At 73.0% G+C, this 24,877-nt stretch carries 24 protein-coding genes; 11 read left to right on the plus strand and 13 right to left on the minus strand.

All coding sequences use genetic code 11. The features are described from left to right. The first annotated feature begins 70 nt into the window (after positions 1-70). Both ACFQTY_RS10525 and ACFQTY_RS10530 read left to right on the plus strand, forming a co-directional pair. Positions 71-547 carry a hypothetical protein gene (locus tag ACFQTY_RS10525; RefSeq protein ID WP_337974706.1) on the plus strand — a complete coding sequence of 159 codons (477 nt, stop codon included), beginning with the start codon at positions 71-73 and terminating at the stop codon, positions 545-547. A gap of 121 nt (positions 548-668) precedes the next feature. Next, positions 669-1,289 (plus strand): YdeI family protein, encoded by a 621-nt coding sequence (locus ACFQTY_RS10530; protein ID WP_378100123.1) that lies wholly within the window; start codon positions 669-671, stop codon positions 1,287-1,289. A gap of 65 nt (positions 1,290-1,354) precedes the next feature. Here the strand turns inward: ACFQTY_RS10530 and ACFQTY_RS10535 are convergent, their stop codons facing one another. The 3 genes from ACFQTY_RS10535 to ACFQTY_RS10545 form a co-directional block, all read right to left on the minus strand. Then, entirely contained in the window at positions 1,355-2,344 is a 990-nt protein-coding gene (locus ACFQTY_RS10535) for an SDR family oxidoreductase (RefSeq protein WP_378100125.1), read from the minus strand. 106 nt (positions 2,345-2,450) lie between these two features. Beyond that, the gene (locus ACFQTY_RS10540) at positions 2,451-2,921 is read right to left on the minus strand and encodes a pyridoxamine 5-phosphate oxidase (protein WP_378100127.1); all 471 of its coding nucleotides are present in this window, start codon (positions 2,919-2,921) and stop codon (positions 2,451-2,453) included. A 94-nt stretch (positions 2,922-3,015) separates the two neighbouring features. Continuing rightward, a complete protein-coding gene (locus tag ACFQTY_RS10545; protein ID WP_378100129.1) occupies positions 3,016-3,510 on the minus strand; it encodes an Lrp/AsnC family transcriptional regulator in 495 nt (164 codons plus the stop codon). Between the two features lie 62 nt (positions 3,511-3,572). On the opposite strand from ACFQTY_RS10545, the gene ACFQTY_RS10550 reads away from it, so the two are divergent. Then, positions 3,573-4,064 carry a DUF2000 domain-containing protein gene (locus tag ACFQTY_RS10550; RefSeq protein ID WP_378100131.1) on the plus strand — a complete coding sequence of 164 codons (492 nt, stop codon included), beginning with the start codon at positions 3,573-3,575 and terminating at the stop codon, positions 4,062-4,064. A 78-nt stretch (positions 4,065-4,142) separates the two neighbouring features. Further along, the gene (locus ACFQTY_RS10555; RefSeq protein ID WP_378100133.1) at positions 4,143-4,790 is read left to right on the plus strand and encodes an NADPH-dependent F420 reductase; all 648 of its coding nucleotides are present in this window, start codon (positions 4,143-4,145) and stop codon (positions 4,788-4,790) included. A gap of 82 nt (positions 4,791-4,872) precedes the next feature. Here the strand turns inward: ACFQTY_RS10555 and ACFQTY_RS10560 are convergent, their stop codons facing one another. The 3 genes from ACFQTY_RS10560 to ACFQTY_RS10570 are packed head-to-tail and all read right to left on the minus strand — an operon-like array spanning position 4,873 to position 6,961. Then, positions 4,873-5,490: a DUF3618 domain-containing protein gene (locus ACFQTY_RS10560; protein WP_378100135.1), complete on the minus strand. Its 618-nt coding sequence runs from the start codon at positions 5,488-5,490 to the stop codon at positions 4,873-4,875. Then, complete coding sequence (locus ACFQTY_RS10565) at positions 5,487-5,942, minus strand: phage holin family protein (RefSeq protein ID WP_378100137.1); 456 nt, start codon at positions 5,940-5,942, stop codon at positions 5,487-5,489. Before ACFQTY_RS10565 ends, ACFQTY_RS10560 begins: the two co-directional genes overlap by 4 nt. Further along, a complete protein-coding gene (locus ACFQTY_RS10570) occupies positions 5,939-6,961 on the minus strand; it encodes a hypothetical protein (protein ID WP_378100139.1) in 1,023 nt (340 codons plus the stop codon). The genes ACFQTY_RS10565 and ACFQTY_RS10570 overlap by 4 nt, the downstream gene beginning before the upstream one ends. Before the next feature lie 308 nt (positions 6,962-7,269). Between ACFQTY_RS10570 and ACFQTY_RS10575 the strand changes: the two genes are divergently transcribed. After that, a complete protein-coding gene (locus ACFQTY_RS10575) occupies positions 7,270-8,010 on the plus strand; it encodes an ANTAR domain-containing protein (RefSeq protein WP_378100141.1) in 741 nt (246 codons plus the stop codon). A gap of 36 nt (positions 8,011-8,046) precedes the next feature. Here the strand turns inward: ACFQTY_RS10575 and ACFQTY_RS10580 are convergent, their stop codons facing one another. Together ACFQTY_RS10580 and ACFQTY_RS10585 are read right to left on the minus strand one after the other, a co-directional pair. After that, positions 8,047-9,723: a RecQ family ATP-dependent DNA helicase gene (locus ACFQTY_RS10580; RefSeq protein ID WP_378100143.1), complete on the minus strand. Its 1,677-nt coding sequence runs from the start codon at positions 9,721-9,723 to the stop codon at positions 8,047-8,049. A gap of 91 nt (positions 9,724-9,814) precedes the next feature. After that, positions 9,815-10,855 carry a LacI family DNA-binding transcriptional regulator gene (locus ACFQTY_RS10585; RefSeq protein WP_378100145.1) on the minus strand — a complete coding sequence of 347 codons (1,041 nt, stop codon included), beginning with the start codon at positions 10,853-10,855 and terminating at the stop codon, positions 9,815-9,817. Positions 10,856-10,997: 142 nt separating this feature from the next. Between ACFQTY_RS10585 and ACFQTY_RS10590 the strand changes: the two genes are divergently transcribed. The 6 genes from ACFQTY_RS10590 to ACFQTY_RS10615 all read left to right on the plus strand — a co-directional run bounded on the left by ACFQTY_RS10590 (position 10,998) and on the right by ACFQTY_RS10615 (position 19,293). Beyond that, positions 10,998-11,948, plus strand: coding sequence for a carbohydrate ABC transporter permease (locus ACFQTY_RS10590; RefSeq protein ID WP_378100147.1), 951 nt, complete (start codon positions 10,998-11,000; stop codon positions 11,946-11,948). Beyond that, a complete protein-coding gene (locus ACFQTY_RS10595) occupies positions 11,948-12,892 on the plus strand; it encodes a carbohydrate ABC transporter permease (RefSeq protein WP_378100150.1) in 945 nt (314 codons plus the stop codon). Before ACFQTY_RS10590 ends, ACFQTY_RS10595 begins: the two co-directional genes overlap by 1 nt. A gap of 138 nt (positions 12,893-13,030) precedes the next feature. Continuing rightward, positions 13,031-14,398 (plus strand): ABC transporter substrate-binding protein, encoded by a 1,368-nt coding sequence (locus ACFQTY_RS10600; protein WP_378100152.1) that lies wholly within the window; start codon positions 13,031-13,033, stop codon positions 14,396-14,398. A gap of 88 nt (positions 14,399-14,486) precedes the next feature. Continuing rightward, positions 14,487-16,319 (plus strand): beta-galactosidase family protein, encoded by a 1,833-nt coding sequence (locus ACFQTY_RS10605; RefSeq protein ID WP_378100154.1) that lies wholly within the window; start codon positions 14,487-14,489, stop codon positions 16,317-16,319. A 61-nt stretch (positions 16,320-16,380) separates the two neighbouring features. After that, positions 16,381-18,327, plus strand: coding sequence for a beta-galactosidase (locus ACFQTY_RS10610; protein ID WP_378100156.1), 1,947 nt, complete (start codon positions 16,381-16,383; stop codon positions 18,325-18,327). 102 nt (positions 18,328-18,429) lie between these two features. After that, a complete protein-coding gene (locus ACFQTY_RS10615) occupies positions 18,430-19,293 on the plus strand; it encodes an alpha/beta fold hydrolase (protein WP_378100158.1) in 864 nt (287 codons plus the stop codon). Between the two features lie 29 nt (positions 19,294-19,322). Here the strand turns inward: ACFQTY_RS10615 and ACFQTY_RS10620 are convergent, their stop codons facing one another. The 5 genes from ACFQTY_RS10620 to ACFQTY_RS10640 form a co-directional block, all read right to left on the minus strand. Continuing rightward, the gene (locus ACFQTY_RS10620) at positions 19,323-20,246 is read right to left on the minus strand and encodes an ABC transporter permease (RefSeq protein WP_378100160.1); all 924 of its coding nucleotides are present in this window, start codon (positions 20,244-20,246) and stop codon (positions 19,323-19,325) included. Continuing rightward, the gene (locus ACFQTY_RS10625; RefSeq protein ID WP_378100163.1) at positions 20,246-21,184 is read right to left on the minus strand and encodes an ABC transporter permease; all 939 of its coding nucleotides are present in this window, start codon (positions 21,182-21,184) and stop codon (positions 20,246-20,248) included. Before ACFQTY_RS10625 ends, ACFQTY_RS10620 begins: the two co-directional genes overlap by 1 nt. Then, the gene (locus ACFQTY_RS10630) at positions 21,181-22,323 is read right to left on the minus strand and encodes an ABC transporter ATP-binding protein (protein ID WP_378100165.1); all 1,143 of its coding nucleotides are present in this window, start codon (positions 22,321-22,323) and stop codon (positions 21,181-21,183) included. Before ACFQTY_RS10630 ends, ACFQTY_RS10625 begins: the two co-directional genes overlap by 4 nt. Before the next feature lie 2 nt (positions 22,324-22,325). Then, a complete protein-coding gene (locus ACFQTY_RS10635) occupies positions 22,326-23,561 on the minus strand; it encodes an extracellular solute-binding protein (protein WP_378100167.1) in 1,236 nt (411 codons plus the stop codon). Positions 23,562-23,638: 77 nt separating this feature from the next. Further along, positions 23,639-24,652 (minus strand): LacI family DNA-binding transcriptional regulator, encoded by a 1,014-nt coding sequence (locus ACFQTY_RS10640; protein ID WP_378100169.1) that lies wholly within the window; start codon positions 24,650-24,652, stop codon positions 23,639-23,641. Between the last annotated feature and the right edge of the window lie 225 nt (positions 24,653-24,877).

The raw sequence follows: 24,877 nt of genomic DNA on the forward strand, positions 1-24,877 counted from the left end.
CCGAGCACCTGGACATCCGCTGCCAGGAGGCGTGCCGGTCGCGCCGGCACCGTCGCGGAGGACGGTTCCCATGCCCCTGTCCATGCAGGCCATCTCGATCATCGGGCGGCTGCACCCCGAGATCTTCGACATCCTCGGCACGCCGACCGCCGCGGTCGGCCGCTACCGCTCCCGTTTCGACCAGGTCGCGCTGAACCCCCAGCCGCTGCCTCCGGGACCGCCGGAGGCCCTGGTCACGGGCGTACGCGCCGCCGCCGAGCTGGTCCGGCTGGCATCCACGGCGCACCAGCTCGGGGTGGCGTTCGACGCCGACCCCGACGACTGGTGCGGCACCCCGCCGCACGTCCCCATCCCGTGGCCGTACCCGCCGATCACGCAGGACCCCGACCCGCACCCGTGGCTGGTCTACAACCTCGGCGTCGCGCTGGGGCTGGAGCTGTCGGCGTCCGTCTGGTCCGGGCTGCGCTCCGAGGCGGCGCTGAACGCCGTGCACGACGGCGCGCTCTCCTACGCGCAGAAGGCGGGGGAGCAGTCCCGCACGCTGTAGGGCCGGCGGGTGGTGGCGCGGCGGCACGAGCCGCGTCACCACCGGCATCGCCGGGGTGATCCCGAGGGGCGCTCGCAGCCGCCTGCGGGTGAGCGTGGGCGGCGATCGTTACCGTGCGCGCATGGCTGACGAGCTTCCGGAGCTGGTGGTCGCCGACCAGCAGGCGTGGCACGCGTGGCTCGCCGAGCACGCGGACGACGGGCGGGGCGTCTGGCTGGTGCTCGCGAAGAAGGGCACCACCGAGCCGACGAGCCTCACCTACGACCAGGCGCTCGACGAGGCGCTCTGCCAGGGCTGGATCGACGGCCAGCTCAAGCGGCGGGACGCCACGACGTACCTGCAGCGGTTCACCGCGCGCGTGGCCCGCAGCCCGTGGTCCCGGCGCAACACGACGCTCGTCGCGCGCCTGCTCGAGGAGGGCCGGATGCAGCCGCGCGGTCTCGCGGAGGTCGAGCGCGCGCGGGCCGACGGACGGTGGGACGCCGCCTACGCGGGCCCGGCTACGAGCGAGGTCCCGCCGGACCTGGCGGCCGCGCTGGCGGCCGACCCGGACGCCGCACGCACCTTCGCCGGGCTGAGCAGCCAGAACCGGTTCGCGATCCTGTACCGGCTGGGCACGGTCAAGCGTGCCGAGACGCGGGAGCGCCGGATCGGTGAGTTCGTCGCGATGCTCGCCCGCGGCGAGACGCTCCACCCGCAGGGGCGACGCGCCGGGGAGCCGAGCGCCGACGCCCAGGACTGAACCCGTCGACCTGAGGTCGCCCGCCTGAACCGGTCGGCCTGAGCCCCGGCCTCGACCCGCCGGCCTCAGCCCACGCGGAACCGCTCGACCAGCCGGTCCATCAGAGCATCCACCCGAGGGTCGACCACCCGGCGCGCCGGGTCCTCGTCGTGCCAGGCGACGATCTCGCGAGCGCCCTGCTCGAACGGCACCGTGGTGACGAAGTCCGGCACCAGCGACCGCAGCTTGGACGTGTCGAACACCGACGACCACGTCTTGTCGCCCAGCAGCGAGTCGCCCCACTCGGGGTCGAGGGCGGCGATCTGGTCCGACGGCACGTGCACGATCCGGGCCTCCGTGCCGGCGGCCGTCGCGAGCGCCTGCGCGATCTGGTCCCAGGTCAGCACGTCGTCACCGGTGATGGTGAACGCCTCACCGAGCGTGCGGGTGTTCCCGAGCAGCGGCACGAACCCGCGGGCGAAGTCGGTGTGGTGCGTGAGCGTCCACAGCGACGAGCCGTCGCCGTGCACCACCACCTCCTGGCCCCGGCGCATGCGCTCGACGAACGTCCAGCCACCGTCCATCGGCACCAGCGTGCGGTCGTACGTGTGCGACGGGCGGATCACCGTCACGGGGAAGCCGCGGTCCCGGTAGGCCTGCGTCAGCACGTCCTCGCACGCGATCTTGTTGCGGCTGTACTCCCAGTGCGGGTTGCGCAGCGGTGTGGACTCCCGGATCGGTAGGCGCAGGGCCGGCGTCTGGTAGGCCGACGCCGAGCTGATGAAGACGTACTGACCGGTGCGGCCCTCGAACAGGTCGATGTCGGTGCGGACGTGCTCCGGCGTGAAGGCCACCCAGTCGACAACCGCGTCGAACTGCCGGTCGCCGAGCGCGTCGCGCACCGACTGCGGGTCGCGGATGTCCGCCACCACCGACTCCACGCCGTCCGGTAGGGGACGCCGACCCGTCCCGCGGTTCAGCACCGCCAGCTCGACGCCGCGCGCGACCGCCAGCTCGGTGCAGGCGGAGCTGATGACGCCGGTGCCGCCGACGAACAGGACGCGCAGCGCTGACATAGGGCTCTCCTCAGGATGGCGACCGGTCCGGTCGACGCCTCGACGGCTCAGAACCTCGACGGCTCGGGACCAGTCTCCCGTACCTGCCGTGGCGCGCAGCCCGGCGTCAGTCGCGCTCGAGCCGCGTCACGCCCCGACCGGGGTGCCACGACTCGACGGCCAGCCGCGTCCCCGTCTGGTCCATCCCCGTCCAGACGACCTCGAGCACGTCCGCGCGGAACAGGTCGCCGGGCAGCCCGTCGTCGGGCAGCGGACCCACGTACACCGCCCGTCCCGCGATCTTCGCCTCGCCCACCCAGCCCGCCGGACTCTCACCCGGTGGGTCGATCGTGGGGCTGTGCAGCGCGAAGCGGGGGTCGCGTCGGAGGTCGGCGCTCTTCAGAGAGCCCGGCATCGAGCCGAACCGCAGCTCACCGCCCTCGAACCAGCACTCGATGCCGCTGATCCGTGGGGACCCGTCGGCCCGCAGCGTCGCGATCGTCTTGTGCCGGCGCGCGCCCGCCGCCGTGTCCAGCGCCGCCCGCGCGCGGGCCGCCAGGGCCGGCGCCTGCTTCTCGATCTCGCTCCAGCTCGCCATCCCGGCAGCATGCCCGCGACCACCGACACGGCCCGATCTCAGCGCCCGGCCCGCCCCGGCCCAGCCTCAGCGCCCGGCCCGCCCCGGCCTGACCTCAGCGCCCGGCCCGCCCCGGCCGCGGAAGCGGCGCGATCGCCGTGTTCTGCAGGTGCTCGTAGACCACCGACGTGCGCACGTCGGCCACCTCGGGTCGCTCGGTCAGCCGGTCGATGACGAAGGCGTACAGGCTCTCGTTGTCCGGCACGGCCACGTGCACGATGAAGTCCTCGGTGCCGGTGGTGACGAACACGCCCAGGGTGTCCGGCAGGCGGCTCACCCAGTCCCGGAACGCCTCGATGTTGCGGCGCGACGGCGGCCGGATCCGGACGGCGATCAGCGCCTGCACGCCGCGGCCGATCGCGGCGAGGTCCACGTCGAGCGTCGCGCCACGGATCACGCCGCGCTCGCGCAGCGCCCGGGTGCGGTCCAGCGCCGTGGTCGGGGCGACGCCGACCATGGCGGCGACCTCCCGGTTGGTGCGCCGTGCATCCGACTGCAGGGCGGCCAGGATCGCCGTATCAAGTTCGTCCAGGTGCGGCAGTGCGGTCATGAGACCGAGATTAGTACGGATCGCTGGCTTGCCACACGTACATCTGCATACGCTCCGACGCTATGAGCGCAGATGCAACGGATGGTCAGGTCGCCGCCACGGTCGGCTTCCGACCCGAGGAGATCGACACCGCGGCCCCCACGAGGGCGGCCCGCCTCAAGTGGGTGATCGTGGTGGACGGGACCCTCCCGGCCGGGCGCGCGGTGAACGCCGCCGCCTGTGTCGCAGCGGCCACCTCGCCGGCGGTCACCGGGCTGCTCGGCGGTCCCGCGGTGGACGCGGCAGGCTCCGAGCACGTCGGGCTGCCCTGGGCGGGGTGCTCCGTGCTGGCCGCCGACGGCGCAGCGCTGGTCCGCATCCGCGAGCGAGCGGCCGCGTCGCCGGAGGTCTTCGTGGCCGACATGCCGGTGAGCGCCCAGCTGACCCGGGTGTACGACGAGTACCTCGAGGCGGTCGCCGGCCAGGCGCCGGAGGACATCGCGTACGCCGCGGTGGGGCTGGTCGGGCCACGGAACCGGGTGGACCGCATCGTCGGCCGGCTGCCGCTGCTCTGAGCGAACGCCAGGCGGGCGCTTGCCGTGCATCGTCGACCTGCGGGAATGCACCCGCAGTCGGGCCGGTTGGCGCGAGTCGTGACAACTCTCGGACTCATCGGCTCCGGCCACATCGGTTCCCAGCTCGCCCGCCTCGCCGTGCAGCACGGCTACGACGTGGTGCTCAGCAACTCCCGCGGCCCGGCCTCGCTGGCCGGGCTGGTGCAGGAGCTCGGCCCACGGGCGCGCGCCGCCACCCCGGACGAGGCGGCGGCCGCCGGCGACCTCGTCGTGGTGACCATCCCGCTGCACGCGCTCGACACCGTCCCGGTGGAGCCGCTGGCCGGCAAGGTGGTCATCGACACCAACAACTACTACCCGCAGCGCGACGGGCAGATCCCGGAGCTGGACGACGAGTCCACCACCGTCTCGGAGCTGCTGGCCCGGCACCTGCCCCGGTCCCACGTGGTGAAGGCCTTCAACCACATCCTCGCCTCGGAGCTGACCACCGACGGCTCGCCCGCGGGCACCCCCGGCCGGCGTGCCCTGGTGGTCGCCGGCGACGACGAGGCCGCGCGGCGGCGGGTGATCGACCTGCTCGACGAGTTCGGCTTCGACGCCGTCGAGCTCGACTCGCTCGCCGAGGGCTGGCGCATCCAGCGCGACACCCCCGGCTACGGCATGCGGCGCGACGCCGAGCAGCTGCGCGCGGACCTGGCCGCCGCCAAGCGCTACCGGGACATGTGACCCGGCGCTGACAGCAGCCCTGACGTGACGGCGCCCGGTACCGAGAAGCTCGGTACCGGGCGCCGCGTCGTGTGGCCAGCTGCTACTGGCGGGTCTCCTGGACGTTCTCCTTGGCCTGCACGGCCTCGTCCTTCAGGTCGGACGCCGCCTGGCTGCCGTGCTCCTTCAGCTGTTCGGCCGCCTGCGTCGCCGCGTCCTTGACGGCCTGACCGGCCTCGAGCGCGGGGTCCTTGAGGTGCTGTGCCACCTCGCTCGCCGTGGCCTTGGCCTCCTCGGTCAGGTCTGCGGCCTGCTCCTTGACGGCGAGCGCCGCGCGCTGCTCCGGCTTGGTCGCGGGCACCAGGGAGGACGCGAGCCAGCCGACGCCGAAGGCGATCAGCCCGGCGGCCAGCGGGTTGCCCTCCGTCTGCCGGGCCACCGTGTGCGGCAGGCCGGTGACGGCGTCGCCGGCCGACGAGAGCGCGTCGCCGGACGACGAGGACACGTCCCCGGCGGTGTCGCTCACCTTGTGGGCGGCGTCGCGAGCGGTCCCCATCACGCGGGACTTCAGGGAGGTGGCGCCGGCACGCACCTTGGTGGCCTGCCGGTGCGCGATGCTGCCGGGGCTCACCTTGTCGCCGAGCGCGTCGACGTCGTAGCTGAGCTCGGCGCGGGTGCGCTCGATGTCCGCACGGATGCGGTCCGGGTCGTTGGTGGTCATCGGTTCTTCTCCTCGTGTCCGGCGAGAGCGTTCGGGATCTTCTTGGCCGTGTCGGTGGTCTGCTGCAGACCCGACATTCGGCGCAGCTCGGCGCGGCCGCGGGCCGCGAGCACCGCGCCGATCACCGCCCAGATGACGGCGACCACCACGGCGGCCCAGCCGAGGCCCATCGCGGAGCCGAGGCCCCACCACAGGGCGATCGACAGGAACAGCAGCACCATGTGCCCGGCGACGCCGGCACCGGCGAACATGCCCGCGCCCTTGCCCGCGTTCTTCGCCGACTGCTGCAGCTCGGCGCGGGCGAGGGCCACCTCCTGGCGCATCAGCGTGGAGACGTCCCGGGTGATGTCCGACAGCAGGTCGCCGAGCGACGGGGCTGCGGTCGCCTCGGCCTCGGCACGGGCCTGGGCGGCCTCGGCCTGAGCCTGCGCCGCGGCCTCGTCCAGGTTCATCGCCAGTCCTCCTCGTTCCGGGGCGCAGCCGCCGGGTCGACGGTGGGGTCGGTCGCCCGGTCCGGGCGCAGCGGCGCGTCGAGCGGGTCGGCCGTCTCCTCGGCGCCCGTGCCGTAGCCGGCCTCGTCGTAGCCGCCCTGGTCGTAGGTGGTGCGCTGGTAGCCCGACTCGTCATAACCCGCCGCGCCGAGCTGGCCGCCGGTCGCCGCCGGTGCGGTCTCGTACGCCGTCGTCCCCAGGTCGGTGACGCCCGACCCGTAGCCCGCCGCGTACCCGGCGCCCTGCCCGTACCCGGCGCCCTGCCCGTAGCCGGCGCCCGGCTGCTCCACGCCGGTGGGCGGCCAGGCGGTGACCCGCTCCGGCACACCGGCCGCGCGGTGGCCGGGGGACGTGCGGCCTGTCGAGCCGCTCGTGGTGCCGCCGCCGGGCTCGTCCGCGTCCTTCAGACCGCGCGTCAGCCGACCCGCGAGCACGCCGGCGCCGGCCGCGATGGCCAGGAAGGCGCCGGGACGACGACGGGCGAACTCCTTGACCTCGTCGAGCACGCTGCCCGGCTCGCGGTCCTCGAACCACTGCGCCAGGTCGTTGGTGCGCGACGCGACCTGCCGCGCCACGTCGGAGGCCAGGCCGCCCTCGGTGGAGCTGTCGGCCATCGAGCCGAGCTCGTGCCCGAAGCTGCGCAGCCCGCCGGCCAGGCGCTGCTGCTGCTCGTACGCCTGCGCCGTCAGCTCCACGCGCGCCTCGTCCATCAGGTCGCGCGCCTGCCGGGTGGCCTCGCCGGCCACCGACTTCGCCTGGTCCACGCCCTCGCCGACCAGGTTGCTGCCCTTCTCCTTCACCGAGCTCGCGACGCCCAGCGCCTCGTCCTTCGCGACGGCCGCCGTCTCGCCGCCGGCGCTGCCCGTCTCGCCGGAAGAGGCGACGGATGGCAGCTGGGTGGTGGGCTGGTCGTCGGCGGGCCAGCTGCCGCCGGAGGACGCTCCCGTGCCGGGGGAGGTGGTCCCGTAGTCGTAGGTCATGACATCTCCTCGCAGGTGGGCGAGGGCGCGCCGTAGGTACGGCGGTGCCCTCGATCGGTCGTGGAGGGGCTCGACGGAGGCGTCCGCGCGCTCGGCGGCGCGCCGTGTCCGTGAACCACCGGGCCGTCGACGGCTTTCCTGCGCCGACGCCCGCACCCCCGGCGGGGACGCCGGCTGGTCGTTTCACGGTAGGCACGGGCACCTGCAGCCCGCCACCGGAACGGGGCGCGGCGAGACGGGTCCGCCGCCGGCCCGTGGACGGGGGCGCCGCGGTGGCGGGCCGGGCCGGTGGGCCGCACTGTGGTGCGATGCCGCCGCTCGCCGACGCCGACGACAGCCGCTGCCAGCCGTTGGCCGCGCTGAGCGCCGCGCTGCACGAGCGCGCCGCGGTGGAGCCGGCGCTGCAGGCGTGGGCCGCCGCGGTGCCGGGCTTCCTCGGGGTCCGGATGGAGGTGCGGCTGCGGCTGACGTGTCGCGACGGGCGCGTGGTGCAGGTGAGCAGCGGCGGTGACGAGCGGCGGTCGGCGGACGAGCGCGGCGGAGACGGCTCGAGGGTGGGAACCGAGCTGGCGCCGCACCCGGGCTGGCTGGTCGACGAGGCCCTGGGTGGTGCGGCGGCGCTCGCACCGCCCGGCTACCCCTCGGGTGCGGTCCTGGGCGGGCCGGTGGTCGGCGGCGGTGCGCTGCTGGTGATGCTGCTCGGCACCTCACCGGTGGACTGGGACCACGGCCTGGGCACGGTGGCGCGGGCCGCGGTCGACGACCTGCGGGCGGTGCTGGGCCTGGCCGTCGGCCTGGAGGAGGCGGTGCTGTCCGCCCAGGACGCGGACGCGGTGCTCCGCTCCCGCGCCGTGATCGACCAGGCGGTCGGTGTGGTCATGGCGCACCACTGCTGCGGTGCGGACCAGGCGATGGAGCGGCTGCGGCGCGCGTCGCAGCGCAGCGGTGTGCCGCTCGCGAGGCTGGCCGCGCAGCTGCTCACGGACGTGTCAGGCAGCCCGCCCGCGGAGCCCGGCGGATTCGAGATGCGACGCGCCGCGTCCGCCTGAGGGGCGCGTACCGCGTCGGCCGCCCGCCCGACGAGCTCACGCCGACTCCGCACGCGGCTCGTCGGGCGTCAGCACGCCGGAGTCCAGCGCCACCGCGGTGTCGAGCGCCACGTACCCGCGGGACTCGAACAGCACGGTGACGCGGTCCGCCTCGACGACGCTGACCACCCCGCCGCCCCAGGCCTGGTGCCGCACGTGCTGGCCCGGCCGCAGCGGGCCGGCGTGCACCTCCACCGACGTGCCGGCGTCGCACGAGTCGCAGCGTCCGCAGACGTGCGGGTGCTCCTCGCCGAGCAGCTCCAGCAGAACCCGCCGTCGGCAGTCCGTGGTGTCGGCGTAGGTGCGCATCAGCTCGACTCGGGACCGGTCGAGGGTGGCGCGGTGCTCGTGCCGCTGGGCCACGGCCTCGGCGGCGTCGCGCACCGACGTCCCGGTGCCGAGGAACCGGTCGCCGACCCGCCGCACCGCGTCGACGTCCACCAGCTCGGCCAGCGCGCGGGCCAGCGTGCGGGTGGCCAACGCGGTGGCCGAGGCGAGCGCCGGACGGTCCATCGGCTCGTCCCCGAGGCACCTCAGCACGGCGGCCAACGTCTCGCGCCGCGGCCCGGCGGAGCCGCGCAGGTAGCGGTTGAGCGCGACGTCCTCGGCACGGGCCACCAGCACCGCACGCGCCGGCTCGTCGTCGCGACCCGCGCGTCCCACCTCCTGCCAGTACTGCTCGAGCGACGGCGGCGCCCCTGCGTGCACCACCAGCCGCACGTCGGCGCGGTCGACGCCCATGCCGAACGCGCTGGTGGCCACCACCAGGTCGGCGTGCCCGTCGAGGAAGGTCCGCTCCACCCGCTGCCGCTCCTTGGGCGGCAGCCCGGCGTGGTACCGGAGCGCCGGACGGCCCGCGGCGTCCAGCGCCTCGGCGAGGCTCTCGACGTGGCGCTTGGTGCGGGCGTACACGATGACGGCGCCCGGCTCCTCGGCAGCCAGGTCGATCACCAGCGCATCGCGCTCGCGCTCGGTCGCGGCGTGGTGCACGCCGAGCCAGATGCCCGGTCGGTCGGCGTCGTGCACCACCACGGCCGGGTCCCGCATGCCGAGGCCCTCGAGGATCTGCCGTCGGACGTCGGCGGACGCCGTGGCCGTCATGGCGAGCACCCGAGGGTGCCCCAGCCGCTCGACCAGGCCGGTCACGTGCCGGTAGTCCGGCCGGAAGTCGTGGCCCCACTCGCTGACGCAGTGCGCCTCGTCCACCACCGCCAGGCCGGGTTGCGCCCGCTCCACCGCGGCGACGACGTCGGGCCGGGCCAGCTGTTCCGGCGCGAGCAGCAGGACGTCGAGGTCCCCGGCGGCGAACCCCTCGAGCGCGGCGCGGTGGCGGGCCGCGCCCCCGGCGGAGGACGCCGCCGCCGCCCGCAGCCCGGCCTCGTGGAGCGCCGCCACCTGGTCGCGCTGCAGCGCCAGCAGCGGGCTGACCACCACCGCGGGCCGACCGATCAGCAGGGTCGCGATCGCGTACACCGCCGTCTTGCCGGCCCCGGTCCGGGCCACCAGCAGCACGTCGCCGTCGTCCAGCCGCCGCAGGGCGTCCCGCTGCTCGGGCCGCAGCCGCGCATCGGGTCCGAGCACCGTGTGCACGGCGTCGTCCAGCTCGCGGCGCGATCCGGCGAGGCCGACGGCCGTCCCGGCGGGCGGGGCGAGGTCCGCGGTGGTCTCCGGCACGACAGGCTCCCGTCCGCTGGTGAGCCTCGACGGTAGGTCGGCGGTGGAGTGCCTGCCAGCGGGGGACGGCCCGCCCGCGACGCCGCGCCGGTCAGCCGCGCGGGCGGTACGGGCCGGTGCTGGCCCGGACCTGCAGGGTGGTGCCGACCACCACGTGCTCGCGCGACACGTCGACGTGGTCGCGCACCTGCGCCAGCAGCAGGCGCACGAGCTCCGACCCGATGGTGCGGAAGTCCTGGCGCACCGTGGTCAGCGGCGGCCAGAGGAACTCGGTCAGTGCCGCGTCGTCGAACCCGACCACCGAGACGTCCTCGGGCACGCGCACGCCACGCTCGTGCAGCGCCCGCATCAGGCCTGCGGCCATCTCGTCGTTCGCGCTGTAGACGGCGGTGACGGACGGGTCGTCGGCGATCTGCGCGCCGAGGGCGTAGCCCGACTGCGGCGTCCAGTCACCGCGGAGCACGGGCGGCACCGGCCGGCCGGCGCGGCGCAGCGTCTCCTGCCAGGTCTCCTCGCGCTGCACGGCGGGCGCGGAGTCCGCCGGTCCGGCGATGTGGTGCACCGTCGGGTGGCCCAGGCCGAGCAGGTGCTCGACCGCCGAGCGCGAGCCGCCGATCTGGTCCGACCCGACGGCGGCGTGGTGCCCGACGAACCGCGAGTCGGAGACGACCACCGGCATGCCCGGCGGCAGGGCGAGGTCGGTCGGGGTCGCCACCTCCGCCCGGATGACGATCAGACCGTCGACCGCCTGGTGCCGCAGCCGTGTCGCGGCCTCCGACACGTCGGCGGGGGAGACCACGTCGACCAGGGCGACCGTGTAGCCCTCGGCGCGGGCGGCCTCGACGACACCCTCGATGGTCCGCGACTCGCCGGTGCGGGCGAACCGGTGCGCGACCAGGCCGATCGTCTCGAAGCTGCCGTTGCGGAGCGCCCGGGCCGCGGTGTTGGGCGCGTAGCCGAGCATGGCCATGGCGGACTGCACGCGTTCGCGGGTCGCGGGGCGCACGGCGTCCGACCCGTTGGCGACGCGCGAGACGGTGATCGGGGCGACGCCGGCGAGGCGCGCGACGTCGCCGATCGACGCCCGCGGCGGCTGCGGTGCGCCGGATGCCCCCTGAGGACCTGCGGCCATGCCGGGAGCATAGCCATGGTGACGTGCGCATCGCCGTTCCGGGGAGGGTGAGTCCGACGAAGCTGTTATCGCACCGTGACCGCAGGGGCTTGCAGATGACAACGTGACCATCTAGGTTCGACCTCGCTTGGTAACGTCACCAATGTCGGTGACCGGCAGACCGGAGACAAAGGTGTCAGCAGCTGTCGTCCTCACGGACGTGGGCCCCGCGACGTCCCTGCCCCGCAGGCGGCGCTCCCTCGCGGGGCTGTGGTTCGTGGTCCCGTTCCTCGCGGTGTTCCTGTTCGTGCTCGTGGTGCCGGTGCTCTACTCGCTGTACCTGTCCGTGTTCCAGGACAAGCTCATCGGCGGCCGGAGCTTCGTCGGGCTCGCCAACTACTCGCAGCTGTTCTCCGACCCGAAGTTCTGGGACGGCCTCGGCCGGGTGGCGCTGTTCCTCGCGGTGCAGGTGCCGGTGATGCTGGGCCTGGCCCTGGTCGCCGCGCTGGCGATCGACTCCGGCCGGCTGCACGGGGCGCCGTTCTTCCGCATGTCCGTGTTCCTGCCGTACGCGGTGCCCGGCGTCGTCGCCGTGCTCATGTGGGGCTTCATGTACGGCGACCAGTTCGGTCTGGCCGGGAACATCAACAAGCTGGTGGGCCACGAGCTGCTCACCCCGCTGAGCCCGCAGTGGATCCTCGTCGCGATCGGCAACATCGTGACCTGGGAGTTCGTGGGCTACAACATGCTGATCTTCTACTCGGCGCTGCGCTCTGTGCCGTCCGACCTCTACGAGGCCGCGGCGATCGACGGCGCCGGCGCCTGGCGCGTCGTGTTCAGCATCAAGCTGCCGGCGCTCCGGCAGGCGATCGTCATCGCGACGATCTTCTCGATCATCGGCTCGTTCCAGCTGTTCAACGAGCCCAACATCCTGCGCACGCTGATCCCGTCGGTGATCGCGACCTACTTCACGCCGAACATGTACGCGTACAACCTGTCCTTCGCGGGGCAGCAGTACGCGTACGCGGCGACCCTCGCGATCGTCATGGGGGTGGTCACCGCGGTGATCGCCTACGTGGTCCAGCTGCGCGGCTCCCGGGAGGCGAACCGCTGATGGCCACCACGACGATCGACCCCACGGCACCCCGGACGGCCGGCACCGACGCCGGCTCGGCCCGCGCGCGGCGCGCCCGCCGGTCCCGCGCGGCGGGCCCCTTCGGCGGTCCGTCCGTCCGGCTGACCCTGGTGATGGTGCTGTTCGCGCTCTACGCGCTGGCGCCGCTGGCCTGGCTGGTGATCAACGCCAGCAAGACGCAGCAGGCGATGTTCGACTCGTTCGGCCTGTGGTTCTCCGGCAGGTTCGCGCTGCTGGACAACCTGCACCAGGTGCTGACGTACGACGGCGGCATCTACGTGCGGTGGCTCGCCAACACGATCCTGTACGTGGTGGTCGGGGCCGGCGGCGCGACGGTGCTGGCGACGCTGGCCGGGTACGGGCTGGCCAAGTACGACTTCCCCGGCAAGCGCGCGGTGTTCGCCACGGTGCTCGGCGCCATCGCGATCCCCGGGACCGCGCTCGCGGTGCCGACGTTCCTCATGTTCAGCCAGCTGCACCTGACCAACACGATCTGGGCGGTGATCGTCCCGTCGCTGGTCTCGCCGTTCGGGCTCTACCTGGTGTGGGTCTACGCGCTCGACGCCGTGCCGACCGAGATCCTCGAGGCCGCCCGGATCGACGGTTCCGGCGAGCTGCGCACGTTCCTGACGATCGGGCTGCGGCTGCTGACGCCGGGTGTGGTGACCGTCGCGCTGTTCGCGGTGGTGGCCACCTGGAACAACTACTTCCTGCCGCTGATCATGCTCAACGACCCGAACCTGTTCCCGCTGACCATCGGCCTGCAGCAGTGGAACCTGCGGGCCACCGGCGTGAACGCGACGCCGATCTACAACCTGGTGATCGCGGGGTCGCTGCTGGCCATCGTCCCGGTCGTCGCCATCTTCCTGTCCCTGCAGCGCTACTGGCAGTCGGGTCTGGCCGCCGGGAGCGTCAAGGCCTGACCTCTCGCGAACCCCGTCGCGGCCGCTCGGTGCCCGACCCCCGGTCCCCGCGCGGCCGCATCTCCCACAACCCCCTCCCCGCAACCCCCTCCGCAAGTCCCGCACGTCCCCTCGCACGACGATGTGAAAGGAAGTGTCATGTCCCTGCACCCCCGTCGCCGCCTGCGCGGCGCAGCCGTCCTCGCGGCTGGTGTCGTGGTCGGCCTCGCACTGGCCGCCTGCTCCTCCTCCGGTGGTTCGTCCGGCGGCAGCACGTCCGCCGGCGGCGCCGCCGGCGGCTCGGCCGCGCTGGACGCCGCCCTCTCCAAGGGTGGCGAGCTCACCTACTGGACGTGGACGCCGTCCGCCAAGGCCCAGGTCGCGGCGTTCGAGCAGGCGTACCCGAACGTCAAGGTGAACCTGGTGGACACCGGCGGTGCCGGCGACAACAACACCAAGCTGCAGAACGCGATCAAGGCCGGTTCCGGTGCGCCGGACGTGGTGCAGGTCGAGTACCAGTCGCTGCTGCAGTTCGTGCTGCCCAAGGACCTGGTGGACCTGACCAAGTACGGCTTCGGGGACCTGAAGAGCAAGTACTCGGCGTCGACGTGGGGCGCGGTCACCGGCGCCAACGGCATCTGGGGCCTGCCCCAGGACTCCGGACCGATGGCCCTCTTCTACAACAAGACGGTGTTCGACAAGTACGGCCTGACCGTGCCGAAGACGTGGGACGACTACATCGCCGAGGCGAAGAAGCTGCACGCGGCGGACCCGACCAAGTTCTTCGTCAACGACACCGGTGACGCGGGCATGACCACGTCGCTGATCTGGCAGGCCGGTGGCCGTCCGTTCAAGTCGGACGGCGAGAAGGTCTCCATCAACCTGCAGGACCCGGGCAGCAAGAAGTTCGCGGACATGTGGAACCAGCTCAACGAGGGTGGCCTGCTGGGCAACATCCCCGGCTGGAGCGACCAGTGGTTCAAGGCCCTGGGCGACGGCACCATCGCCACGCTGGTCACCGGCGGCTGGATGCCCGGTGTGTTCGAGGCCAGCGTCCCGGCCGGCAAGGGCCAGTGGCGGGTGGCGCCGATGCCGACGTTCGGCAGCGACACCGCGACCGCGGAGAACGGCGGCTCGACGGAGGTCGTGGTCAAGCAGTCCAAGAACCCTGAGCTCGCCGCGGCGTTCCTGCGCTGGCTGAACTCCGACCCGGCCTCGGTGAAGGTGTTCCTCGCCTCCGGCGGCTTCCCGGCCACCACGGCGGACCTCGAGTCGGCCGACTTCCAGGGCAAGGCGGACGACTACTTCGGCGGCCAGCAGGTCAACAAGGTGATCGTCGACTCGTCGAAGAACGTCGGCACCGGCTGGCAGTACCTGCCGTGGCAGTCGTACGCGAACAGCATCTTCAGCGACACCGTCGGCAAGGCGTTCCTCAACAAGTCCGACATCAACGAGGGCCTCAAGGCCTGGCAGGACCAGAACGTGACCTACGGCAAGGCGCAGGGCTTCACGGTGACGGCCGGCTGACCCGAGTCCGACCGGCGGGGGTGGGCCGGCTTCTCGGCCCACCCCCGCGCCCGTCCTCGATCAACTCCCCTCCAGCGACGGAGCACCCGTGCCCACGTTCACCATCGGCGACGCCGACTTCCTGCTCGACGGCAGCCCCGTCCGGCTGCTGTCCGGCGCGCTGCACTACCCCCGGATCCACCCGGGGCAGTGGCGGGACCGCATCGTCAAGGCCCGTCAGCTGGGGCTGAACACCATCGAGACCTACGTCTTCTGGAACGAGCACAGCCCCGAGCCGGACATGTTCGACACCTCCGGCCGCCTCGACCTGGTGCGGTTCCTGCAGCTGGTCGCCGACGAGGGCATGCACGCGATCGTCCGGCCGGGGCCGTACGCCTGCGCCGAGTGGGACAACGGCGGCCTGCCGGCGTGGCTGACGTCGGACCCGCAGGTGGGCCTGCGCCGGTCCGAGCCGCACTACCTGAAGGCCGTCACCGAGTACCTGCGCCGGGTGTACGACCTGGTCGCGCCGCTGCAGGTGGACCGCGGCGGCCCGGTGGTGCTGGTGCAGGTGGAGAACGAGTACGGCGCCTACGGGGACGACGCGGCCTACCTGCAGGCGCTCGTGGACGTCACCCGCGACGCCGGGATCACCGTCCCGCTGATCACCGTCGACCAGCCCGAGCCGGAGATGCTGCAGAACGGCTCGCTGCCCACGCTGCACCGCACCGGCTCGTTCGGCGGCCGCGCGGCCGAGCGCCTGGCCACGCTGCGCCAGCACCAGCCGACCGGTCCGCTGATGTGCAGCGAGTTCTGGTGCGGCTGGTTCGACCACTGGGGCGACCGGCACCACACCGCGCCGCCGGACGCCTCCGCCGCCGAGCTGGACACGATCCTGTCCGCCGGGGCCTCCGTCAACGTCTACATGGTGCACGGCGGCACCAGCTTCGGGCTGACCTCCGGCGCCAACGACAAGGGCGTCTACCAGCCGACCGTCACCAGCTACGACTACGACGCCCCGCTCGACGAGGCGGGGAACCCCACTGCGAAGTTCTGGGCCTTCCGCGAGGTGATCGCGCGGTACGCGCCGGTGCCCGACGACGTGCCTGCGACGGCCGTCCCGGCACCCGACGTGACCGTGCCGCTCCGCCCGGTGTCCCCGCTGCGGACCGCCGCGGAGGCCGTCGGCCCGTGGCTGGTGGTCGACGCGGACCGGGACGCACCGCCGACGTTCGACGAGCTGCGCCACTGGCGCGGCCTCGCGTTCCAGCGCGCGTGGCTGCCGACGGCCGCAACCGAGCGCGTGCTGGCGGTCGGCGAGGTGCGCGACCGCGTGCAGGTGTGGTTGGACGGCCGGCCCGTCGGCGTGCTGGCTCGCGACCACCACGACCGGACGCTGGTGCTGCCCGCGGGCGGCGGCGAGCTGCTGCTGCTGGTCGAGGACCAGGGGCGCGTCGGCTACGGGCCGCGGCTCGGCGAGGTCAAGGGCGTGCTGGGGCCTGTGACGGTCGGCGGCGTTCCGGTACGCGGCTGGCAGTCGCTGGTGGTGGAGCACGATGCGCTCGCCGCGACGGTGGCGGCGCAGGCAGCGGGTGACGACGAGACGGTGGCTGGCGGCACGACGGTGGCTAACGGCACAGCGGTGGCTGACGGCACGACGGTGGCGGCCGACCTGGCCGGCCCCGTGCTGGCCCACGCCGCGTTCACGCTCGACGAGCCGGCCGACCTCTTCCTCGGCACCACCGGCTGGGGCAAGGGCATGGCCTGGGTCAACGGCTGGCCGCTCGGCCGGTACTGGAGCCGCGGACCGCAGCACACCCTCTACGTCCCGGCGCCGGCCACCCGTGCCGGCCGCAACGACCTGGTGGTGCTGGAGCTCGGGATCGCAGCGCCGGTCGCGCGGTTCGTCGCCCGTCCTGACCTGGGCCACACGGAGGCCTGACCCCACCCTTCCCCGGCCCCGCGGGCCCACCGACCTGAACCACGCACGAGGAGACACACGCATGGAGCTCACCCCCCGCCGCCTGCGGTTCGGCGGCGACTACAACCCGGAGCAGTGGCCGTCCGACGTCTGGGACGAGGACGTCACGCTGATGAAGCAGGCCGGTGTCACCACCGCCACGGTCGCGGTGTTCGCGTGGGCGCGCCTCGAGCCGTACCCGGGCCTGTACGACACCGCGTGGCTGGACGACGTGCTCGACCGGCTGCACGCCGGCGGGGTGCGCGTGCTGCTGGCCACCGCGACCGCGTCCCCGCCGGTGTGGCTGGCGCGGGACTTCCCGGACACGCTGCCCGTCTCCGAGAACGGGGTGCGGCTCGAGTTCGGCTCGCGGCAGCAGTACAGCCCCGCGTCGGCCACGTACCGCGAGCACGCGCTGCGGCTGGTCGAGATGCTGGCGCAGCGGTACGGCGAGCACCCGGCGGTCGAGGGCTGGCACGTGAACAACGAGTACGGCTGCCACGTGCCGTACTCGTACGACGAGGAGTCGGCGGCGGCGTTCCGCACCTGGTTGCAGGCCCGGTACGGGACCGTCGAGGAGCTGAACCGGGCGTGGGGCACCGCGTTCTGGTCGCAGCTGTACACGTCGTTCGACCAGGTGGAGCCGCCGCGCGCCGCACCGACGTTCCGCAACCCCACCCAGTTGCTCGACTGGGACCGGTTCGGCTCGGACACGCTGCTGGCGCTGCACCGCGCCGAGCTCGAGGTGCTGCGCCGGGTCACCCCGGACCTGCCGGTGACCACCAACTTCATGGGGTTCTTCCCGCACACCGACTACTGGGCCTGGGCGCCGCACGTCGACGTCGTGTCCGACGACGCCTACCCGGACCCGGCCGACCCGCGTGCCCACGTCCGCCTCGCCGCGCAGCGCGACCTGGTGCGCTCGCTGCGTGCCGGCCAGCCGTGGCTGCTGATGGAGTCCGCCCCGTCGGCCGTGAACTGGCGCGGACGGAACCTGCCGAAGGCGCCGGGCCTGCACCGTGTGCACTCGCTGCAGGCCGTCGCGCGCGGCGCGGACGGCGTGCTGCACTTCCAGTGGCGTCAGGCGGAGGCCGGTGCCGAGAAGTTCCACTCGGCGCTGGTGCCGCACGCCGGCCCGGACTCGCGGTTGTTCCGCGAGTCGGTGGCGCTCGGTGCCGAGCTCGCCGCACTGTCTGACGACGTGGTCGGCACGCGGGTGCCGGCGCGGGTGGCGATGGTGTTCGACTGGGACTCCTGGCACGCGCTGTCCCAGCCGGCGGTGCCCGCGACGATCGACTACGTCGACACGTTCCTGTCCTGGTACGCGCCCTTCCTGCGGCGCGGCGTGACGGTGGACCTGCTGCCGCACGACGCCGACACGGCACGGTTGGCGGCGTACGACCTGGTGGTCGTCCCTGCGCTGCACGTCGCGGCGGACGACGACCTCGCGGCGCTCGACGCGTACGTCCGCGGTGGCGGCCACCTGGTGGTCACCTACCTGTCGGCCGTGCTGGACCCGGACCTGCACGCCCGGCTGGGCGGGTACCTCGGGGCGCTGCGCGAGACGCTCGGCGTGCGGGTGACCGAGATCGCGCCGGCCGGGAGCGCCGTCGCGCTCGTCGGTGACGTCGCCGGTGCCGCGGGGGAGTGGAACGACGCCGTCGAGCTGTCCACCGCGCGGGTGGTGGCCGCCTACGCCGACGGGTTCGCCGCCGGTGACCCCGCGGTGACGCGCAACGAGCACGGCGCCGGCGTCGGCTGGTACGTCGGCACCCAGCCCTCCGAGGCGCTGCTGGACGGGCTGGCGGCGCGCTGGCTCGACGAGGCGGGCGTGCCCGCGCTGCTGACCGAGCCGGTCGACGGTGTGGAGGCGGTGGTGCGAGGCGGCCTGCTGTTCGTGCTCAACCACACCGGAGAGGCGGTCGACGTGCCGCTGACCAGCGGCATCGTGCGCGTGCCCGCCCGGGACGTGGTTGTCCGCCCGGCCTGAGCACACCTGACCGGCCGAGCGGCGATGAGCCGGCCCGCTTCCTCGGGTCTACGTCGGGTGGGCGGTGCAGACGGCACCGTCCCACCCGACGTAGGAGGGGCGATGCCGTCGACGGTCGGCTCGGTACGGACGCGGGACGGCGTCACGCTCGGCGTCGAGCAGCTCGGGGACCCGGCAGCGCCGCTGGTGCTGCTGGCGGGCGGCCCGACGATGCTCTCGTGGCCGGACGCCCTGTGCGAGGCTCTCGCTCGCGGCGGCCGCCACGTGGTGCGCTACGACCTGCGCGACGCCGGCGCGTCGACCAGCGTCGACCCGGAGGCGCCGGCGTACACGCTGCGCGACCTCGCCGCCGACGCCGCCGCGCTCGCCCGTGAGCTCGACGACCGCCCGGCCCATCTCGCCGGCATCGGCGTCGGCGGGATGGTCGCGCAGGTCGCCGCTCTCGACCACCCCGGCGCCTTCCGTGCCCTGACGCTGGTCGGGACGCGACCGGTCGCGCCGGGCAAGCCCGACGACGACCTGCCGGACCACGACCCCGCGACGGCGACGCGACGGTTCGCGCTCCCCATGCCCGACTGGTCGGACCGGGCGGCCGTCGCCGACTTCGCCGCCGCCCGTGCGGGGCTCCTGGGCGACGACCCCGCCGCCGCACGGGCGACCGCCGGACGGATCTTCGACCGGGCGGCCAGCGCGGCGCCTGCCGTCCAGCTGGCCAACCAGCTCGGAACGGTCTTCTCCCGGTTGGACTGCCGGCCGCGCTGGCGCGAACGGCTCCCGGAGCTCGCGATCCCGGCGCTCGTGGTGCACGGGCGCCGCGACCGGTTCTTCCCGGTGGGCAACGGCGAGGCGCTCGCGCGCGAGATCCCCGGTGCGCGGCTGCTGGTGCTGGAGCAGGCCGCGACCGCGATGCCCGACGCGGCCGCAGCCGAGGTCGCCGCCGCGATGCTCGCGCTGGACCGTGCGTGACGCCTCAGTGCTCGCGGGACTCCCGCACGCTAGTCCTCGCGGGACTCCCGCACCCGGGCGACCAGCTGCGTCGGGCTGACGAACCGCAGCGCCACGACCAGGATGACCATCATCGTCGCGGTGTAGACGACGGCCATCGCGGAGATCAGCTGCCGCGCCTCACCGCCACCCGCGGCGGTCATGGCGCGGTAGATCGCGACCACCAGCGTGTCCGTCCCCGGACCGGACACCAGGAACGTCAGGTCGAACATGCCGACCGTCCGGACCAGCACCAGGATCGACGACGCGAGCACGCCGGGCACCAGCAGCGGGAACAGGATCTTGGTGAACACCTGCCGCATGCGGGCGCCGGACATCCGGGCCGCCGCCTCGATGCTCGGGTTGATCTGCTCGATGAACGGCGTCATGGTCATGATCACGAACGGCACGGACGGCACCAGGTTGACCAGGATCACCGCGGTCAGCGTCCGGGACAGGTCCAGGTTGTACATCACGGTCGCCAGCGGGATGCCGTAGGTGATCGGCGGCATCAGCACCGGCAGCAGGAACAGCAGGGTGACGGCGCGCTTGAACGGGAAGTTGCGCCGCGCCAGCAGGTAGGCGGCCGGCACGCCGACCACCACGGAGACGACGATCACCGCGGCGGCGACGCCGAGCGTCACGCCGATGATCTGCGTCATCCCGTACTGGTCCCAGGCGCCCTTGTACCAGCTGCTGCTCCAGCTCTCCGGCAGCCAGCCGCGGAACCACGACTTGCCGAACGAGTCGACGACGACGCTGACCAGGATGCCGATCAGCAGCACGAAGAACGCCGCCGTGGCGGCCCACACCACCCACGTGGTGGGGGAGGCGACCAGCGACCGCTCGCCGGGGACCCGCGCGGCGTCCCGCGGCTTGACCTTCTTGGTCGGTGCCGGGTCGAGGCCCGGCGTGACGACGGTCTCGGCGGCCATCAGCCCTTCCCTCCGGTCGAGCCCTTGTAGAGGAACGACCTCCACAGCAGCACCAGCGCGATCACCAGCAGCTCGACCACGCCCATCATCAGGGCGATCGTCGAGGCCATCGGGTAGTCCGTCTGCTCACCGAACGCGCGGTAGGCCATCAGCGCCATCACGCGGGTGGCACCGCTGGCGTCACCGACCAGGCGAGCCGACGGGAACACGCTGAACGCGAGGACGAACGTGAGGATGAACGTCGTCGCGAGCCCCGGAGCCAGCAGCGGTAGCACCACGCGCCGGAACCGCTGACCCCACCCGGCGCCCATCGTCTTCGCCGCCGCCTCGATCGACGGGTCGATGCCGGACAGGTACGACGAGATCAGCAGGAACGCGAACGGGAACCCCGAGATCACCAGCGACAGGAACACGCCGACGTAGTTGTTCACCAGGTGCAACGGGTCGTGGATGACTCCGATCTGGATGAGGAACCGGTTGAGCCACCCCTGCCGGCCGGCGAAGATCAGCAGGCCCTGGGCGGTCAGCACCGTGCCCAGCGTGATCGGCAGCACCAGCAGCGTGGTCAGCAGCTTCTTGCCGCGGAACCGCTTGCGCAGCTTGAACGCCATCGGCACCGAGGCCAGCACGTTGAACAGCGCCGCGGGCAGCGCCAGCCGCATCGTCAGCCACACGGAGTTGAAGACGAACGGGTCCTTGAAGAAGGCGAGGTAGTTGGCCAGCACCCCGCCGCCCCACTGCTGCTGCGTGGCCGGCGTCGGCTGGAACGTCAGGCCGATGCCGTAGGAGAACGGGTAGACGAACAGCCCGATCGCGATCACCAGCGCCGGCAGCAGCATCAGCAGCGACACGTCGATGCCGCGCTCGGCGAGCCGGTGCCGCAGGCTGGCCGTCGACCGGGTGCGCCCGTGGGGCCGTCCCACGGTCGCGGAGCTCATCGGCGCACCTCGAGCAGCTCGCTCTCCTCCTCGGAGGGCCCGCCGGCGCCCTGCAGCGCCAGCGGGTAGACGAGCACGCGCGCCGGGTCCGCGGTGAGCTCGACGGTGCTGCCGACCGCCGGGGCGTGGTCGGACCGCACGTGCAGCAGCTGCCCGCCGGGCGTGGTGACCCCCACGGCGAACTCCCGGCCGTGGTACTCGACCACGGAGACGGTCGCCTTGGCGCTGTTGCCACCCCGAACGGGCAGCGACGGTGACACCACCACGAGGTCCTCGGGCCGGATCGCCGCCCGCACCGCGGTGCCGGCTGCGACGGCGCCCACGGCCGTGCCGTGCAGCACGACCCCGTTGCCGGCCACGGTCACGTTCGGACCGTCCACCGACACCACGTCGAGGTCGACCAGGTTCCGGTAGCCCATGAAGTCGGCCACGTGCCAGTTCGCCGGGAGGTTGTGCATCTCCTCGGGCGTGCCGATCTGCTGCACGCGCCCCTCCCGCAGCACCACCAGCCGGTCGGCCATCGACAGGGCCTCCTCCTGGTCGTGCGTGACGTAGATCGTCGTCAGCCCCAGCGACTGGTGCAGCCGGCGGATCTCGGTGCGCATCTCCAGCCGCAGCTTGGCGTCGAGGTTGGACAGCGGCTCGTCCATCAGCACCAGCCGCGGCTCCATCACCACCGCACGGGCGATCGCCACCCGCTGCTGCTGACCGCCGGACAGCTGACCGGGCAGCTTGGTGGCGTGCTGCTCGAGCTTCACCAGGGCGATCGCCTCGGCCACGCGGCGCTTCAGCTCCGCCTTGGGCACCTTGCGCATCTGCAGCCCGAAGGCGATGTTCTTCTCCACCGTCAGGTGCGGGAACAGCGCGTAGTTCTGGAACACCATGCCGAAGTCCCGGCTCTCCGCGGCGACGGTGTCCACCCGCGTGCCGTCCACCAGGATCTGGCCGTGAGTGAGCGGGAGCAGCCCCGCGAGGCAGTTCAGCGCCGTGGACTTCCCGCAGCCTGACGGCCCGAGCAGGGCGATGAACTCGCCCGCCCGGACCGTCAGGTCGAGGCCCACCAGCGCGTCCACGCCACCGAAGCTGCGACCGACACCTCGGAGCTCGAGGGACTGGAACTTGCTGGCAGTGATCGTCATGGTTACTTCGCCTTGAACTTCCCGGAGCCGACCTCGCGGTCCCAGATGTCGAACGCCTTGACCATCTGGTCCGGGGTGAGCGGCACGGCCTTGGGCATCTTGTCGATCAGGGCGTCGTACCAGTCACGGCCGAAGTCCTTGATGGTCTGCTGGCTCTTGGCGGGGGCCTTGTCGAGCGTGGCGCCCTTCACGGCGGGCCCGGGGTAGAAGTACCCGGTGTCGTAGGCCATCGCGTTGACCTCGGGCGTCAGCATGTACTGCAGCAGGTTGAGGATCGCGGACACCTTGTCGGCGCTCTGGCCCTTGGGGATCACGGCGTAGTGCGCGTCCGTCACCCACGTGAAGCTGTCGAACGGCGCCGCGGCGATCGTCTTCGGCTCCTGGCCGAGCGCGCGGGGGTTGATGTCCCAGCCCGTGGTGGTGGGCACCATCGCCCACGTGCCGTCGGCCATGTTGGAGATCACCTGGCCGGTGCCCGTCGGGTAGGTGCTGATCGTCGAGCCGAGGTCCTTCAGGTAGGCCCACGTCTTGTCCCAGCCGTTGACCGGGTCCGACGGGTCCTTGTCACCGAGCATGTACGGCAGGCCCATCAGGAAGGTGCGGCCCGGGCCGGAGTTCGCGGGGCGGGCGTAGCCGAACTTGCCGGGGTGCGCCTTGGCCCACGCGAGCAGCGCCTCCGGCGTCTTCGGGACGTCGGTGACGACGGCGGGGTCGTACTGCAGCAGCGGGCCCGACGGGTAGTACGTGGTGACCACGCCGAAGCCCTGCGCCAGGTCCTGCATCTTGGCGGCCGGGTCGAGGTAGTTCTTCATGTTGGACAGCTGCGACGCGTAGTCCTTGGCGATGGGGATCCACAGGTTCTGCCCGATGCCGGCGGACAGCCCGTCCGTCCCGGTCATCACCAGGTCGACCTTGAGGTTCTTGCTGTCGACCTGCGGCTTGATGGTGCCGACGAGGTCAGGAGCGCCGGCGCTCTCCCACTTGACCGAGCTGATGATGTCCGGGTGCGCCTTGACGAAGGCGTCGACCATCGGGCCGGTCAGCTTCTGGTTGCCGGCGACGTCGAGGATGTCGAGCGTCACCGGGGCGGACGGCTTGGCCGGCACGCCGCCGGCCGTGGCCGCCGCCGCCCCGGTCCCTGCCGAGGACGACCCGGTCTTCGGGGCGGCACAGGCGGTGAGTGCGAGCCCTAGGACCAGGAGCCCGGCACCGAGCCGGGCAGAGGTGTGCTTTCTCATGGACAGCCTTCTCTCTGGAGTAGACCGGGCCTCGTCGCCCGGATGCTGCCGTCGGTGTGGAACGAGCGGTCGAGCGGTCAGGCGGTGTCGCGCAGGCTCTCGCTGCTACGGCGAGGAGCCGTGGAGTCACGCACGACCAGCTGGAACGACAGGTCGTGGTGGTGGGTGGGCGGCTGGTCGGGGTGCCGCAGCAGGGAGACGAGCACGTCAGCTCCGGCGCGCCCGCAGTTGACCAGCGGGATGCCGACGCTGGTCAGCGCCGGCGAGCTCAGGGCGGACATCGGGATGTTGTCGACGCCGACCACCGAGATGTCGTCCGGCACCTGCACGCCGCGCTGCTTCAGCCGGTCCAGCAGGCCGAAGGCGACCAGGTCGTTGTACGCCAGCGCGGCGCTGGCGCCGGAGGCGATGAGGAGGTCACCGGCGGCGATGCCGCCGGAGACGTAGGGCTGGAACGAGCCCAGGTCCACCAGCTCGGTGTCCGGGTGCTCCGAGACGATGGCGCGGGCCGCGGTCAGCCGCGCCCGGTTGGACCACGAGGTGGCCGGTCCGCCGACATACGCGATGGTGCGGTGGCCGAGGGCCCGCAGGTGCTCCAGGGCCAGCCGGACGCCCTCGAGGTTGTCGATCAGCACGGCGGGCAACGAGCCGCAGCGCCGGTTGACCAGCACCAGCGTGGTCTCGGTGGCGAGCGCGGCCAGCACGTCGTCGGGGGAGCGCGGCGAGCACATCACCACGCCGTCGACCTGGCGGGACATCTCCCGCACCAGGTCGGCCTCCTGCGACGGGTCCTCGTCCGAGTCGGCGATCACGACGCCGTAGCCGGCCGCACGGGCCCGCGCCTGCACGCCCTTGGTCACCGAGGAGAAGAACGGGTTCTCCAGGTCGGGGACGATCAGCCCGATCGTGCCGGTGCGGCCGGTGATCAGGCCCCGGGCCGCCGGGTTGGGCCGGTAGCCGAGCATGCGGGCCGTCTCGAGCACCTTCGCCAACGTCTCGGGGGCGAGGTCGTCGGGCCGGGAGAGGGCACGCGACACGGTGGAGACGGACACACCGGCCACCCGGGCCACGTCCCGCGCGCTGACCGCCACAGGCTCACCTCCGTTGGTGCCTCCCGCCACGGGTGTGGCTGCGCCGAGTATGCAAACGTGTTCATCGTCACGTCAAGAGGTGATCTGCCAGTGATGCCCGAAACGTGACCTCACCGCGTCCGCTCTCACGAAGCCCCAGGTCAGACACCAATATCGTCGCGGTTGGCTCATCCGGTGCTACCTTCGCCGCTGTTGCACAACATGCGCATCGTGTTTCAACGAGGA

The organism is Cellulomonas sp. T2.31MG-18 (assembly GCF_964266755.1).
In the GTDB taxonomy this organism is placed as follows: Bacteria; Actinomycetota; Actinomycetes; order Actinomycetales; family Cellulomonadaceae; genus Cellulomonas.

Bases quoted from the DNA above. Each gene is read 5' to 3' on its own strand.
- ACFQTY_RS10550 (WP_378100131.1), top strand. From the start codon at position 3,573: ATGAGCGCAGATGCAACGGATGGTCAGGTCGCCGCCACGGTCGGCTTC.
- ACFQTY_RS10600 (WP_378100152.1), top strand. From the start codon at position 13,031: ATGTCCCTGCACCCCCGTCGCCGCCTGCGCGGCGCAGCCGTCCTCGCG.
- ACFQTY_RS10620 (WP_378100160.1), bottom strand. From the start codon at position 20,246: ATGGCCGCCGAGACCGTCGTCACGCCGGGCCTCGACCCGGCACCGACC.
- ACFQTY_RS10565 (WP_378100137.1), bottom strand. From the start codon at position 5,942: ATGAACCTGGACGAGGCCGCGGCGCAGGCTCAGGCCGAGGCCGCCCAG.
- ACFQTY_RS10595 (WP_378100150.1), top strand. From the start codon at position 11,948: ATGGCCACCACGACGATCGACCCCACGGCACCCCGGACGGCCGGCACC.
- ACFQTY_RS10545 (WP_378100129.1), bottom strand. From the start codon at position 3,510: ATGACCGCACTGCCGCACCTGGACGAACTTGATACGGCGATCCTGGCC.
- ACFQTY_RS10540 (WP_378100127.1), bottom strand. From the start codon at position 2,921: ATGGCGAGCTGGAGCGAGATCGAGAAGCAGGCGCCGGCCCTGGCGGCC.
- ACFQTY_RS10570 (WP_378100139.1), bottom strand. From the start codon at position 6,961: ATGACCTACGACTACGGGACCACCTCCCCCGGCACGGGAGCGTCCTCC.
- ACFQTY_RS10625 (WP_378100163.1), bottom strand. From the start codon at position 21,184: ATGAGCTCCGCGACCGTGGGACGGCCCCACGGGCGCACCCGGTCGACG.
- ACFQTY_RS10560 (WP_378100135.1), bottom strand. From the start codon at position 5,490: ATGACCACCAACGACCCGGACCGCATCCGTGCGGACATCGAGCGCACC.
- ACFQTY_RS10585 (WP_378100145.1), bottom strand. From the start codon at position 10,855: ATGGCCGCAGGTCCTCAGGGGGCATCCGGCGCACCGCAGCCGCCGCGG.
- ACFQTY_RS10630 (WP_378100165.1), bottom strand. From the start codon at position 22,323: ATGACGATCACTGCCAGCAAGTTCCAGTCCCTCGAGCTCCGAGGTGTC.
- ACFQTY_RS10530 (WP_378100123.1), top strand. From the start codon at position 669: ATGGCTGACGAGCTTCCGGAGCTGGTGGTCGCCGACCAGCAGGCGTGG.
- ACFQTY_RS10610 (WP_378100156.1), top strand. From the start codon at position 16,381: ATGGAGCTCACCCCCCGCCGCCTGCGGTTCGGCGGCGACTACAACCCG.
- ACFQTY_RS10590 (WP_378100147.1), top strand. From the start codon at position 10,998: ATGTCGGTGACCGGCAGACCGGAGACAAAGGTGTCAGCAGCTGTCGTC.
- ACFQTY_RS10525 (WP_337974706.1), top strand. From the start codon at position 71: ATGCCCCTGTCCATGCAGGCCATCTCGATCATCGGGCGGCTGCACCCC.
- ACFQTY_RS10575 (WP_378100141.1), top strand. From the start codon at position 7,270: ATGCCGCCGCTCGCCGACGCCGACGACAGCCGCTGCCAGCCGTTGGCC.
- ACFQTY_RS10535 (WP_378100125.1), bottom strand. From the start codon at position 2,344: ATGTCAGCGCTGCGCGTCCTGTTCGTCGGCGGCACCGGCGTCATCAGC.
- ACFQTY_RS10615 (WP_378100158.1), top strand. From the start codon at position 18,430: ATGCCGTCGACGGTCGGCTCGGTACGGACGCGGGACGGCGTCACGCTC.
- ACFQTY_RS10635 (WP_378100167.1), bottom strand. From the start codon at position 23,561: ATGAGAAAGCACACCTCTGCCCGGCTCGGTGCCGGGCTCCTGGTCCTA.